Origin of the sequence: Marinobacter sp. SBS5, assembly GCF_048285575.1 — a bacterium.
In the GTDB taxonomy this organism is placed as follows: domain Bacteria; phylum Pseudomonadota; class Gammaproteobacteria; order Pseudomonadales; family Oleiphilaceae; genus Marinobacter.
This window is the reverse complement of record NZ_JBLWAZ010000004.1, coordinates 353,223-366,844: the sequence shown is the minus strand read 5'-3', so window position 1 is coordinate 366,844 and position 13,622 is coordinate 353,223. Positions and strand designations below refer to the sequence as shown.

Here is a 13,622-nt window from a genome sequence, read left to right as displayed (position 1 = left end):
AAGCTTTGTTTATTAGTAGCACAGACACCGGCGCAAAGCCTGTGTTACGGCTGGCGGTTGAGTAACCGGTACATAAAATAAAGTTTGTAACAACACGGTTGTCAGGGTGTCTAAACCTTAACCGCTCTTGTGAGCGGCGGCGGGCTTTGAGGGTCCGCAACGTAACTCCTGAACGGAGAGAGACATCATGACAACCACACATGCTCTAACCCACGCGATTCGTAGCTTTGGCCAACACCGTCATGCCACTTGGTGGTCGGCCGCCCTGATGACCGCCATGTTGGGGGCCGGGGGTGGTCTGGCCATTGCCGGTTGTGGCCCCTGTTCCCCGTGTAAAGGGAAGTGTAAGGCCGGGCAGTACTGCAAGGCCGGGTGCAATCCGTGTGCGGCAAAGAACCCGTGCGCCAGCAAAAATCCCTGCGCAATGAAGCACCCCTGCGCCATGAAAGATGCAATGAAAGACCCCTGTGCAGGCAAAAACCCGTGTGCGACGAAGAATCCCTGTTCGGTGAACAAGACCTGCGCACCAAAGGGCTGCAATCCGTGCGCGGCAACCGGTAAGTGCGGCGCCAAAGCGAACCCTTGTGCCGCCAAGAAGGTGACTCGGCCAGCCGGCTATCAAGCCTACATGGGTAATCCCGATACCTTGGTAGCCATGGGTAAGAAGCTGTTCAATGACCCTTCCCTCAGCAGTAACGGCTTGGCCTGTGCCAGCTGTCACAATGACGGAGCGGGTTATAACGCGACCTTTACCAACGATTATCCGCACCCGGTCGCCATGGCGAAGAACATCTTCGGTATGGATCAGGTGCATCTGGATGAGATGGTGCAGATCTGCATGGTGCAGCCAATGGCCTCTGAACCCTTTCCGTGGGACAGCCAAGAGCTGGCTGCGCTCACTGCCTACATGAGCAAGGTTCAGGCTAATCAGGCTCAATAAAATATCAGAGGGCGAACGCTGTTTTCGCTGTAGCGGGTGACAACAGCGTCCAAGGAGAAACCCGATGACCGACATTATCCGGATTCCTGAACTCACAAGCCTGAGCAATCGCCAGTTGGCGACGTGCCTTACCGCCATAGACGAGATCCGGGAATGCTATCGCGTACTGAAGAAAGGGGGGCTGAACATCGTCGGTGAAGTGCTCAAAGACCAAGGCCCGTTCTATGAAATGGACCACTACCCGAAAGACGATGTGTATGACCGGGAAACGGCCTCCCAGTACTACTACCATGCCCACCGGGAGGATCATGCGGAGCATGGCCATTTCCATTTGTTTGTGCGTGACTCAGCCCTTCCAGAAAGCGCGGAGCCTGTACTTGGGCCTGTGGGTGAGGACCGGGTGGCGCATTTGGTCGCTATTTCCATGGATGCCTGGGGTTACCCGACCGATTTGTTCGCGGTCAACCGCTGGGTTACGGATGAAAGCTGGCTACCGGCAGAATCGGTGATCGCGGCACTGGATCAGTTTGCTATTGATCATGCGCATCCAAGTTGGCCGGTGAACCGGTGGCTGACGGCTATGGTGCGTTGTTTTAGACCGCAAGTTGAAGCGTTGTTGAAGCACCGAGATGCGGTGGTTAACGATGGGCAGGGGCAAGCCTTGGAGCGGGTATTGGAAAATCGTTCCTTGGAGATAACCGGCAGTATGCCAATTAATGTAGAGAGTTGGGCGGCTAAGCTGATGGCAGAGCAGGCTAGAAGGGCGCGAAAGGGTCAGCCTTTTTTGCGGGCTTTGAGCGCTTCGGCGATGCGTTGATCAATTCGGCACATCATTTCTTCATCGGGCTCTGCATACGAATGAGCTTGTATCAGTTCGGTGCTTGCCCGTAGGTTGCCGATAAACGAGCGGCAATGTTTACACATCATCAAGTGCATTCTGACGGCCAGACTTTGAGGCTTGGTCAGCTCTCCATCAATGTAATCGCTGGCGATTTCCGCCAGATCTCTGCACATCAACATTCGCCGGACTCCTGGAAGGTTTCCACCATCAGAAAGATTTTCTGCCTTGCTCGGTGTAACAGTACTCGGAGATTAGATGCACTGACATCCAGAATGTTACAGACATCTTCCGACGTGTGCTGGTGGGCCTCATACAGCATCAACGCAGAACGCTGAGTTTCCGGCAATGCCGACAGGTGTTTGTCCAGACAGTCACTTAAGGCTCCGTTTTCCAACAAGACATCGGCAGATTCATCAAATCGCAGGCGAGGCGGTTGGTCCCACCGGCGTGAGGCATTGAATCGGTCTGCCAGTTCGGGGTCCAGAACCTCGGAGAAGTCCGTGATCACTTCACGCTTGTTGGAGCGGAGTTTATTTTTGCAGCGATTGGCCACAATCCGGTGCAGCCAGGTTTTCAAGCCAGACCGACCTTCGAACTTTTGAATGGCGTCTATCACCGTCACCCAGCAGTCCTGAACAACTTCTTCGGCGCTTGAGGTGTCCAGATAGAAGCGGGCAACGGCAAGCATGCCGGAGGAGTATGCGCGCACGGCTTTTTCGTAGGCGGAAGCGTCCCCTTGTTGGAGAGCTTCGATCAAGGCGTATTCGGAGTCTTTTTGCACCGCTGTGTCCATGAGTCTGCGTCCCGGGCGCGCTCAGCTTGTCTGTTGGTGTATTTAATAGTGTTTCGGAACGCCAAAAAGTTCCTGTAGTGTGGAACCGTTGTGCAAAAAGATTAGGGCAAAACGGGTGTAACATCCAACGGTTGAGCGTGTCAGGGTGTGTACAGCACTCTATCAATGCACCTCTAACAGGCCTACTTATGAGTCGACATAAGCTTTATCTTCTTCTGGTTATCGCAGTCATTGTGGTGGCTTTTATCGGTTTCGATCTGCATCAGTTGCTGACTCTGGAGAACCTTCAGCAGCACCGGGATGCGATTGCTGACTGGATTGACCAGAACCTGTTTGTGGCGGTGATTGGTTACGCCGCTGTTTATGTGCTGGTGACTGCTCTGTCGTTGCCCGGGGCAGCGATCATGACCCTCGCCGGCGGCGCGTTTTTTGGCAATCTGTATGGGCTGGCGGCGGTGTCTGTGGCATCGACGATCGGTGCATCACTGGCGTTTCTGGTGGCCCGCTTCCTGCTTAGGGATACCCTTCGTAATCGCTACCAAGATACCGTTGCCAAAATTGACCGAGGCATCGAAAAAGACGGGGCTTTCTATCTGGCAGCCCTGCGTTTGGTCCCCGTATTCCCGTTCTTCCTGATCAATTTGGCCATGGGTTTAACGGCCATGAAACTGCGTACCTACGCATTGGTCAGCTGGATTGCCATGTTGCCGGGTACCTTTGTGTTTGTGAATGCCGGCACCCAGTTGGGTCAGATCAAATCCACCAGCGATATCCTCTCCGGTGATTTGTTGCTGTCGTTTGCCTTGCTCGCATTGTTTCCGCTGATCGCTAAATTTGTGGTGGGCTTTATCCGTAGCCGCAAAGTGTATGCGGGCTGGGAGAAGCCTAAGCAGTTCGATTACAACCTGGTGGTCATTGGCGGTGGCGCGGCTGGGCTGGTTTCGGCGTACATTGGCGCCGCAGTTAAAGCCAAAGTGGCGCTGATTGAGAAGGATAAGATGGGTGGTGATTGCCTGAACACCGGCTGCGTTCCTTCCAAAGCGCTGATTCGCAGTGCCAAAGCGGCGGACACCCTGCGTCATGCCAACCGTTACGGCCTTGAATCCGTGCCGGTGCAGGCTTCGTTCAAACACATCATGAACAGAGTCAAAGACGTGATCGCGCAAGTAGAGCCGCATGATTCCCCGGAGCGCTACCAACAGCTCGGCGTGGATTGCATTGCCGGTGAAGCGAGCTTTGTGTCGCCCTGGGAACTGGAAGTGCGCCACAACGATGGCCGCACCGAACGCCTGACCGCCCGCAGCATCATTGTGGCCACCGGTGGTAAGCCGGCCTTGCCGCCGATTCCGGGTCTGGATGCCATGGCCCCCCTGACATCAGACAACCTTTGGGACCTGCAAGAGCAACCTGAACGTTTGTTAGTGCTCGGTGGTGGCCCTATTGGTTCGGAGCTGGCCCACGCTTTTGCCCGGCTGGGCAGCAAGGTGGTTCAGGTTGAACGCGGAGACCGCCTGTTGGCGCGAGAAGACGAAGACGTTTCGGCGGTGCTCAAGGCGCAATTCGAAGCCGATGGCATTGACGTGCGACTAGAACACTCTGCCGCCGAGTTCTGTCTGGAAAACGGTGAGAAGGTTGCTTACTGTGAGCATAACGGCGAGCGGGTTCGTATCCCGTTTGATCAAGTGCTGGTGGCTCTAGGCCGAGCGGCCAATACGAACGGACTGAATCTGGAGCGGATTGGTGTGGAAACCCTGCCCAACGGCACCGTACCGGTCGAAGACGACATGAGCCTGCGCTTCCCCAATGTCTTTGCCTGTGGTGATGTGGCCGGCCCCTATCAGTTCACCCATGCGGCAGCCCATCAAGCTTGGTATGCCGCAGTCAACGGCCTGTTCGGGGCGTTCAAACGCTTTCGGGTGGATTACCGAGTGATGCCCTGGGTGACCTTCACTTCACCGGAAGTGGCCCGGGTGGGCCTGAGTGAAGCCGAGGCCAACGCGCAAGGCGTGGCTTATGAAATAACCCGCTACGGCTTGGATGATCTGGACCGGGCCATTGCTGAAAGCGAAGCGCAGGGCTTCATCAAGGTGCTGACGGTGCCGGGTAAGGACAAGATTCTGGGTGCTGTGGTGGTAGGATCTCACGGCGCAGAAATCCTCGCGGAGTTCACGCTCGCCATGAAGTACGGATTGGGCCTGAACAAGATTCTTGGCACCATCCACCCTTACCCGACCTGGAACGAATCCGCGAAATACGCAGCCGGTGAATGGAAGCGAGCCCATGCGCCACAGAGAGTTCTGGCATTTCTGTCTAAACTGCATGCATGGCGGCTGGGAAAGCGTTGATCGTATTTGTAACAAATCACAGCAGGCCGTGTCTGTGTTCAAGATAACTCATAAAAACGAGGAGCAACTATGCCCCTGACGGAACTTCAGACGCCCCAAGGTGAACGCATTCCTGCGGTGGAAGTGCTGGCCCCCAGAGCTCGTGACAGCTGGACCCACACCCGCAGTGGCGACCCCCGTGGCTTCATCGATGCCGACAAGTTAAAAGAGCTGTGGATTCACACCGGCACCGCCTGCAATTTGGCCTGCCCGTTCTGTCTGGAAGGCTCTCACCCGGGTGATGGACGCATTCCCGGCATGAAGCTCAGCGATGTGAAGCCGTTTATCCACGAAGCCATTGGGATGGGGGTGGAGCAGTTTTCGTTTACCGGTGGCGAGCCCTTCGTCATTCGGGATTTTGTGAACATCCTGAACTACGCCAGCCAGCACCGTCCCTGTTTCGTCCTGACCAACGCCACCGAGCCGTTGCTGAAGCGCCGGCATCAGATTATGCCTTTGCTGCATAACCCCTATCCGATCCATTTCCGCGTTAGCCTGGATTTCCCCGATCCTGCCCGGCACGACAAAGACCGCGGCGAAGGCAGTTTTGATCTGGCGCTGGAAGGCATTCGCTGGCTGATCGAGCAGGGTTTCAAGGTGTCTGTTGCCCGCCAAACCGACCCGGGTGAAGTGCCGGCGGATGTCGAAGCGGCCTTCCGAGCCATCTTCCGCGAACACAAGATTCCTGAAAACCTGGCGTTCACCGCATTCCCTGATTTAGGCGCCCCGGGTTCGGAAGATGGCAGCCCTGAAATAACCGAAGGGTGTATGGAGAAGTACCCAACGCCGGAATCACGGGCTCATTTCATGTGCACCTACACTCGTATGTTAGTGAAGAAAGGTGATCAGGTTCGGGTGTATGCCTGCACGCTGGTGGATGATGACCCGCAATACGATCTGGGTGGCACGCTGGCGGAGAGCATGGATGAACGCATCATGTTGCGGCATCACCGGTGTTTTTCCTGTTATCGGTTTGGGGCTAGTTGTTCGGCGCCTGTTTGAGTTTTGTTTGGGAGTGGTCGGCCTTTCGGGCTGGGGTGGCCCTCCAAAACGAAAATCGTGGATTTTCTGATAGTTTTTGAGGGCCACCCCAGCCCGAAAGGCCTATTGGACTATCCAGATAGGTTCCTTGCAGACCGTGCCGAAGTTCGGGGGCATCAGTCGGGAGTAGGGGGTCAAAACCATCAGAAAATCCACGATTTTCGTTTTGACCCCCTACTCCCGACTGATGTCTTGCTCCAAAACCAACAAGCCAAAAAAGGGCGAATCAAACAATGAACGCGACCGAAGGCACCCTGTTCTGGGGATTTCTCATGGTATACGGCGTGGTCATGTATGCGCTGTCGCCGAAGAGCAAAAACGCCAACTCGTTTTACAAAGGCGCAGATGATCAGGGCAACCCCGTTGGTCAGTGGTCACTCACTGCGAGTATTTTTATCAGCTGGATCTTTGCCAAGTCCGTGACCAATGCGGCCAACCTGGGCGCAAGTTACGGAGTGGTAGGAGGCCTGGCCTATGCCAGTTATTGGCTGTCGATCCCGGTGGCCGGTTATGTGATCTACCTGATACGAACGCAAACCGGAGCCCGGAGCCTTCAAGAGTTCCTGACCTCACGGTTTGGCCGGCTTGCGAGTCTTGCCTTTGCAGCCGCGATTCTGATCCGGCTCTATAACGAAGTCTGGAGTAATACCGCGGTAGTGGGCGGCTACTTCGGCTTGCCCGGTGAGTGGGAATACTACGCAGCCGCGATGGTGTTTACGGCGTTTACCCTCGCCTACAGCCTCAAGGGTGGGTTGCGTTCATCGATTTTCACCGATGTGATCCAGGCCTTTGTCTTCGTATTCTTCGTTGGCGCTGTGTTGTTTCTGATCATCCCGGGTAACGAAACCAGCGCCCTTCTGAGCAATGGCGAGTTCCGGCTGGAAAGCGGAGTTGATCTGTTGCTGGTGGCTTTGCTGCAGATGTTCAGTTACCCGTTCCACGACCCCGTGCTAACCGACCGGGGCTTTGTGAACAAAGAGAAAACCATGCTCAAAAGCTTTGTGGTGGCAGGTCTGCTCGGATTTGTGGCGGTGTTTATCTTTAGTCTGGTGGGTGTGCATGCCCGGCTGAATGGTATTGAGGTTATGGGTAACGCACCTGCGGCGGTGGGCCAGTCTCTGGGCTTGGCGGCCCTGTTTTTTATGAGTGTGGTGATGATGACCTCGGCAGGCTCTACCTTGGATTCTACATTTACTTCGCTAGCGAAATCTCTTGCGGTGGATTTACCGAAGCTGGCCAGGCGTGCCGGGGGTAAGTTGCCAAGCATTCGGGCTGGAGCGGCGGTGATGGTGGTGTTCGCGTTCGTGGGGAATATCCCGATGTTTGCCGGCACCGACATTCTAACCGCCACCACCATATCCGGCACCATGGTGATGGGGCTGGCGCCGGTGTTCCTGTTCTATGGCTTCACCCGCTGGTCGCCCTGGAGTTTTCATCTGAGTTTCTGGACTGGCCTTGGGCTCGGGGTGTTGCTGACGGTGGGTTTGGTTCCCGAGAGCTGGGCCATTGGTGAGGGCAAGTACGCCATGCTGTTGGGGGTGAATGCGTGGGGAATCCTGATCTGTACGACCGGATTTTTTGTCCCGCTTCTGGTGCGCCGATTGGCCAACGTTGTCGTACCTGGGCCCAAGGGTGATTCCGGAGCGTGGTAGCGATCAGGAACTGCCGGTCCTAGCCGTAACGGTTTCAATATTTGGAGCCCTAAAGGTTTTGATTGTCGTTATTTTTTATTGGCGCGTTTTTGGAGCTTGGTCTATCTTTAAGGCTAGGAGGGGGTGCTGTGGCTAAACGCCCGTGGCGCAGTGGTTCTGGCGCTGTTTTAGGCTGAGGCAGTCCCTTAAGATCGTGCGATGGGCGCGAATCAAAGCCGGGTTTCAAGTGGGCGTCTTTGGTCGGTTTAGGTGCTCAACTTGAAATATATTTCGTGGTCTATATAATTTAGGCCTGAATTTTGACGCGAATTGACAACGTTATGACCTCAGAAGGATCGAATACCACCGCCATCACCCTGCGGAAACCTACCAAGGATGATGGCTTTAGGCTCCACCAGTTGGTGGCGGAATGCCCGCCTCTGGACCCCAACTCGATTTACTGCAACCTCCTGCAGTGCAGCCACTTTGCCGACACCGGCGTGGCCGCGGAGAAAGAAGGCGATCTAGTCGGCTTTATCTCCGGATACATTCCTCCCCAACAGCCCGAGACAGTGTTTGTCTGGCAGGTGGCCGTACACGAGAAAGGTCGTGGACAGGGTCTGGCCAAGCGAATGCTGAAAGAGATCGTGGGTCGTGACGCCTGCAAGGGTGTTACCCATTTGGAAACCACGATTACGGAAGACAATGAAGCTTCCTGGGCACTGTTCCGCTCGTTCGCCCGTGATCTAGGTGCAGAGCTCACCTACCACGAGCACTTTGAGAAAGGCACCCATTTTGGTGGCAAGCACGATTCTGAGTTCTTGCTACGCATCGGACCTTTTACAAAGCCTGTCTGAGAGCTCTGATTCACAGCTAGTGAATTATTGACTGCGATTTTATACAGCCCGGGCCGCCCGAGGTGGGCCTGTTATGTGGCTGAAATAAACGCCCGGTAGGTTTGTTGCGACCGATACGTTTTACCAGCAAACCGCCGAGCCCAACCTCGAACCTACTATGCTAAGAGGCAAGACAATGGAAATTTTTAAGTCTACAGAATCCGAAGTACGTGTTTATTCCCGCGCCTTTCCGGTGGTTTTTAATCGTGCCAAGAACGCGCACCTGTACACCGAAGATGGCAAGCAGTACCTCGACTTTTTGGCCGGTGCCGGTTCACTGAACTATGGCCACAACAACGACATCCTGAAGAAAGCGCTGCTCGAGTACATCGAAGCCGATGGCGTGAGTCAGGGTCTGGACCTGTTCACCACCGCCAAGCAGGACTTCATGGAGTCCTATAAGAAGAACATCCTTCAGCCTCGTGGCCTGAACTACAAGATGCAGTTCACTGGTCCGACTGGTACCAACTGTGTAGAAGCGGCCATGAAGCTGGCCCGTAAGGTGAAAGGTCGTACCAACATCATTTCGTTCACCAACGGTTTCCACGGTGTGACGGCCGGAGCCGTTGCGGCGACCGGTAACAAGCACCACCGTGGCGGTGTTGGTGTACCCCTGGGCAACGTTGATTTCATGTTCTATGACGGTTACCTGGGTGAGGACGTTGATTCACTGGCCATCATGGACAAGATGCTGTCTGACAGCTCTTCCGGTATTGAGCTGCCTGCCGCCGTCATTGTCGAAGCGGTTCAGGGTGAAGGTGGTCTGAACGCTGCTCGTGCGGAATGGCTGAAAGGTTTGTCTGAGCTGTGCGAGAAGCACGACATTCTGCTGATTCTGGACGATATCCAGGCCGGTAACGGTCGTACTGGCGAGTTCTTCAGCTTTGAATTTGCTGGCATCAAGCCGGACATCGTAACGGTATCCAAGTCTCTGAGTGGCTATGGCCTGCCGATGGCCTTGGTGCTGTTCAAGCCAGAGCTGGATATCTGGGAATCCGGCGAGCACAACGGTACCTTCCGTGGAAACAACATGGCATTCGTGACTGCGCGTGCAGCCATCGATACCTACTGGAAGGACGACGAGTTCGCGAACTCGGTGAAAGCCAAATCCAAGCTGTTAGGTGATGAGCTGCAGGCCATCTGTGACAAGTATCCGGGTGAGTTCAAGGTTAAGGGTCGTGGTCTGATGCGCGGCATCGAAGCGGCGAATCCGGAAGTGACCGGTCCGATCACCAAGCTGGCGTTCGAGAAAGGCTTGATCATCGAAACCAGTGGTCCGAATGATGAAGTTATCAAGTGCCTGATGCCGCTGACCACCAGCGAAGACGATTTGCGTCTTGGTGCCAAGTTGCTGGGCGAGAGTGTCGCTGAAGTCATGCAGAAGAGTGTCAGCGAGGCGTCTTAAGACGCCCGCTCCAACTGGTACCTCTTCTGCAGATGATAAAGGCAAGACTATGACTACGGCACAGCATACCGTCGAGAAAATTGGCGGTACTTCAATGAGCAACTACGAGGCCGTGCGCGACAATATTATTATTGGTCAGCGCGACAAGAACGACCTCTACCAGCGGATTTTCGTTGTGTCTGCCTATGGTGGCGTCACTAACGAATTGCTGGAGCATAAAAAAACCGGTGAGCCGGGTGTCTACGCCCTGTTTGCTGATGCGGAGTCTGATTGGGCTTGGGGTGATGATCTCACTACCCTGATCAAGCTCCTGACAGACATTAACAGTGATCTGTTTACGGACCCGATGCTGAAGCAACAGGCCGACCAGTTCATTACCGACCGCATTGAAGGGGTTCGGGGCTGTCTGATTGATCTTCAGCGCCTATGTTCCTACGGTCAATTCCAATTGGAAGAGCACCTGCTGACGGTGCGGGAAATGCTGGCGGGTATCGGCGAAGCTCACAGTGCGTTTAACACTGCGCTGAAGTTGCAGCAAGAAGGTATCAACGCCCGCTTTGTTGATCTGACTGGCTGGCGTGATAGTGAATTGATGCCTCTCGATGAGAAGCTGAAACAGGCCTTTGACAATGTCGATCTCAGCCGCGAGCTGCCCATCGTGACCGGTTACGCTCAGTGTAAAGAAGGTCTGATGCGTACCTTCGACCGTGGCTACAGTGAGATGACGTTCAGTCGCATTGCGGTCATGACCAACGCCTGCGAAGCGATTATCCACAAGGAGTATCACCTGAGTTCTGCTGACCCGAACATCGTCGGCGAAGAAAAGGTGGTGCCTTTGGGTCGTACCAACTACGACGTGGCAGACCAGCTGGCGAACCTGGGAATGGAAGCGATTCACCCCCGTGCCGGTAAAGGCTTGCGCCAGAACGAGATTCCTCTGCGGGTAATGAACACCTTTGAGCCAGAGCACACGGGAACGTTGATCACCGGCGACTACGTCAGTGAGAAGCCGCAAGTTGAGATCATTGCGGGTGCCAAGGGTGTATTTGCGATCGAAGTATTCGATCAGGACATGCAGGGTGAGCCCGGTTCCGACCGTGCATTGCTGGATATTCTGGCGCGCTACAAAGTGCGCTTTATCTCCAAGGATACCAACGCCAACACCATCACCCACTACGTGGACACAACGCTCAAGCATGTGAAGCGTGTGGTGAAAGCGATGGAAGAAGCCTTCCCGAATGCTGAACTGAGCACTCGCAAGGTGGCGCTGGTGTCTGCCATTGGAAGCGATATGAAAGTGCCGGGTATTCTGGCTCGTTCAGTGAAATCGTTGGCAGACAAAGACATCAGTGTTCTGGCGATTCACCAGTGCATGCGCCAGGTGGATATTCAGTTTGTGATTGACGAAGACCACTACGACTCCGCCATCTCTGCGTTGCACGGTGCGCTGATTGAGCCCCACAACCATGAGTATGCGATCGTCGCGGCGTCTGAGACGCCCTGAAAATTACCCGTAGGCGAACTCGGTCGCTTCGTCTGCGGGTAATGGAGGTTGTCTTGCCTCCCGATCGGCCGCCCCGGTCGGCCGCATTAGAGATGGCCGGGCGTGTCCGATCACCCTTCCCGACGCTCCTTTTCTTTCTCTCGCCGTTAATCCTGCAACGACAGTTCTCGGCATTCCTGATGCGCTTTGCAACTCACCAAGTGGTCGTTGACCATACCGGTCGCCTGCATAAACGCGTACACAATGGTGGGGCCGACAAAGTTGAAGCCAGCTTTCTTCAGGGCCTTGGACATAGCTTCTGATTCCGGTGTGGTCACCGGGACCTCGTCAACGGAGCGCCACTGGTTTTGTATCGGGCGATGTGCCACGAACTGCCACAGGAATTCGGAAAACTTTATGCCCTGCTGTTGCAGTGCCAGATAGGCTCGAGCGTTTCGAATAATTGACTGAACTTTCAGGCGATTCCGGATAATGCCGGGATCATCAAGCAGCCGAGCCTGATCCTGCTCTGTAAAGCGTGCGATTTTGTTCGGATCAAAGTCGGCGTAAGCCGCTCGGTAGGTGTCTTGTTTCCGTAGAATGGTGAGCCAGCTCAGTCCCGCTTGCTGCCCGTCCAGACACAGTTTCTCAAACAGTGCCTGATCGTCATACTCTGGCCGACCCCAGACAGTATCGTGATAATGCACGTAATGTGGATCTGTACCGCACCAGGGGCACCGCGGCTGAGTCTCAGGCATAGTCGTTCCTAACGTTTGGCTCGAATCGTCCGATGGTAAAGCGGCTCCCAGATGGTCTCCAGAGGCTCTGCCGCCGCGAGATTATAATCCTCGGGTGGTGGCTCCAGCAGGGTAACGGCCGGCCAGCTGGCTTCCCGGTCGGGATTGTTGGTTTGATACACCAGCGTCGCGAGAAATCCCTCAACGGAGCAGCAGCAGCTGTGCCACCGACGATCGGGTTGGTCACCATACAGCTCGAAGTCTTTTCGGACTTCCAGTGTCTGCAAATTGCCCGCAATGCCGCGGCGCGTAGCTTTCAGCCAGGCCTCTTTCAGGGTCCAGACCTTCAGGAAATTGTAGGGGTCGTTGGCCCTCAGTAACCATTCCTGCTCAACCGGCGAAAACCAGCGCTTGGCAACGCCCTGCCAATCCGGCTTACGTTGGCTCGGTTCGACATCGATGCCTAAGGGTGTTGGGCCGATAACCACCGCATTGAGCCCCTGAGTGTGGCTCAGTGACAGGTGCCAGCCGGCCGGAAACTGTGAGGCAACGGGCCGGCCATCGACAGGCTGGCATTGCTCCGCCGGTTCGCCACTGATATTGCTCAAACCTTGCCTGATCAGCCAGCGGCTGGACAGGTATTCGCCACGCCGCGGGCCTTCAAGCTTTGCCAGCGTGTCGCGCTCAAAAGAAGTCAGCCAGTCCGGTAAAGAATCCGGTACACGCGTTATTTGATGGCACAGCCAGATTTGAGGTGTTTCAGGGCTGTAGCCGTTCGATTGTCCAAGCATTTGCTTCTCTCACGTATTCAAATCGGTCGTGAAGTCGGCTTGGTCGTCCTTGCCAGAATTCGATCCGCTCCGGAACCACTCGGTATCCACCCCAGAAATCAGGAAGGGGAATTTCGCCGGAGCTGAACTTGCGCTTCATTTCCGCAACTTTTTGCTCGAGTAAACCACGTGATGTAATGGCTTTGCTTTGTTCGGAAACCCAGGCGCCGATTTGGCTGCCTCGGGGTCTGGAGGTGAAGTACCTGAGTGATTCTGATTTACTGACTTTCTCGACCTTGCCTTGAATCCGAACCTGACGGTTCAGGCCGATCCAAGGGAATAGCAGTGCTGCGCGGGGATTCTCATCGAGTTCGCGGGCTTTTCTGCTGCCGTAGTTGGTGTAAAAAACAAAGCCGCGTTCATCGAAGTACTTCAGCAACACCGTTCGGATATCGGGCATCTGGTCTGCGCCGCTGGTGGCCAGAGACATGGCATTAGGTTCTAGAATGCCAGCCTTGCGACTGTCCTCGAACCAATTCTGGAATTGAATTACCGGGTCGTCATTCAAATGTTCCCGGTCCAGACCCTCGCTTTCAAAGTCCCGACGCATATCGCCGATATCCATACTGCTTTCTCCGTTGGCGGTCACAGGAGTCGTAATCTGCTGAGGATATAGGGTTCGGCGGCCGCTGTCAGGTTTG

13 protein-coding genes are annotated in these 13,622 nt (G+C 55.1%); 8 read left to right on the top strand and 5 right to left on the bottom strand.

Translation table 11 applies throughout. From position 1 onward, the window contains the following. The first annotated feature begins 187 nt into the window (after positions 1-187). Positions 188-940, top strand: coding sequence for a cytochrome c peroxidase (locus ACNQ6O_RS13240; protein ID WP_418053698.1), 753 nt, complete (start codon positions 188-190; stop codon positions 938-940). A 64-nt stretch (positions 941-1,004) separates the two neighbouring features. Then, the gene (locus tag ACNQ6O_RS13235; RefSeq protein ID WP_418053697.1) at positions 1,005-1,757 is read left to right on the top strand and encodes a DUF6969 family protein; all 753 of its coding nucleotides are present in this window, start codon (positions 1,005-1,007) and stop codon (positions 1,755-1,757) included. Here ACNQ6O_RS13235 and ACNQ6O_RS13230 read toward each other — a convergent pair. Next, the gene (locus ACNQ6O_RS13230) at positions 1,715-1,960 is read right to left on the bottom strand and encodes an anti-sigma factor family protein (RefSeq protein ID WP_418053696.1); all 246 of its coding nucleotides are present in this window, start codon (positions 1,958-1,960) and stop codon (positions 1,715-1,717) included. The two genes, ACNQ6O_RS13235 and ACNQ6O_RS13230, sit on opposite strands and share 43 nt — an antisense overlap. Next, positions 1,954-2,574 carry an RNA polymerase sigma factor gene (locus ACNQ6O_RS13225; protein WP_418053695.1) on the bottom strand — a complete coding sequence of 207 codons (621 nt, stop codon included), beginning with the start codon at positions 2,572-2,574 and terminating at the stop codon, positions 1,954-1,956. The genes ACNQ6O_RS13230 and ACNQ6O_RS13225 overlap by 7 nt, the downstream gene beginning before the upstream one ends. 188 nt (positions 2,575-2,762) lie before the next feature. Between ACNQ6O_RS13225 and ACNQ6O_RS13220 the strand changes: the two genes are divergently transcribed. The 6 genes from ACNQ6O_RS13220 (at position 2,763) to ACNQ6O_RS13195 (ending at position 11,435) form a co-directional block, all read left to right on the top strand. Then, positions 2,763-4,919, top strand: a complete 2,157-nt coding sequence (locus ACNQ6O_RS13220; protein WP_418053694.1) for an FAD-dependent oxidoreductase — start codon at positions 2,763-2,765, stop codon at positions 4,917-4,919. Between the two features lie 69 nt (positions 4,920-4,988). Next, complete coding sequence (locus tag ACNQ6O_RS13215) at positions 4,989-5,960, top strand: radical SAM protein (protein WP_418053693.1); 972 nt, start codon at positions 4,989-4,991, stop codon at positions 5,958-5,960. Between the two features lie 272 nt (positions 5,961-6,232). Continuing rightward, positions 6,233-7,651: a sodium:solute symporter family transporter gene (locus tag ACNQ6O_RS13210; protein WP_418053692.1), complete on the top strand. Its 1,419-nt coding sequence runs from the start codon at positions 6,233-6,235 to the stop codon at positions 7,649-7,651. 320 nt (positions 7,652-7,971) lie between these two features. Continuing rightward, on the top strand, positions 7,972-8,487 hold the full coding sequence (gene ectA / locus ACNQ6O_RS13205) for a diaminobutyrate acetyltransferase (RefSeq protein WP_418053691.1): 516 nt from the start codon (positions 7,972-7,974) through the stop codon (positions 8,485-8,487). 175 nt (positions 8,488-8,662) lie between these two features. Next, on the top strand, positions 8,663-9,931 hold the full coding sequence (gene ectB / locus ACNQ6O_RS13200; protein ID WP_418053690.1) for a diaminobutyrate--2-oxoglutarate transaminase: 1,269 nt from the start codon (positions 8,663-8,665) through the stop codon (positions 9,929-9,931). A gap of 49 nt (positions 9,932-9,980) precedes the next feature. Further along, the gene (locus ACNQ6O_RS13195; RefSeq protein WP_418053689.1) at positions 9,981-11,435 is read left to right on the top strand and encodes an aspartate kinase; all 1,455 of its coding nucleotides are present in this window, start codon (positions 9,981-9,983) and stop codon (positions 11,433-11,435) included. A gap of 146 nt (positions 11,436-11,581) precedes the next feature. Here ACNQ6O_RS13195 and ACNQ6O_RS13190 read toward each other — a convergent pair whose 3' ends face one another. The 3 genes from ACNQ6O_RS13190 to pdxH are packed head-to-tail and all read right to left on the bottom strand — an operon-like array spanning position 11,582 to position 13,546. Further along, positions 11,582-12,172 (bottom strand): DNA-3-methyladenine glycosylase I, encoded by a 591-nt coding sequence (locus tag ACNQ6O_RS13190; protein ID WP_418053688.1) that lies wholly within the window; start codon positions 12,170-12,172, stop codon positions 11,582-11,584. A gap of 8 nt (positions 12,173-12,180) precedes the next feature. Beyond that, complete coding sequence (locus ACNQ6O_RS13185; protein ID WP_418053687.1) at positions 12,181-12,942, bottom strand: 4'-phosphopantetheinyl transferase family protein; 762 nt, start codon at positions 12,940-12,942, stop codon at positions 12,181-12,183. Then, positions 12,911-13,546 (bottom strand): pyridoxamine 5'-phosphate oxidase, encoded by a 636-nt coding sequence (gene pdxH, locus ACNQ6O_RS13180; RefSeq protein WP_418053686.1) that lies wholly within the window; start codon positions 13,544-13,546, stop codon positions 12,911-12,913. The genes ACNQ6O_RS13185 and pdxH overlap by 32 nt, the downstream gene beginning before the upstream one ends. Positions 13,547-13,622 lie beyond the last annotated feature (76 nt).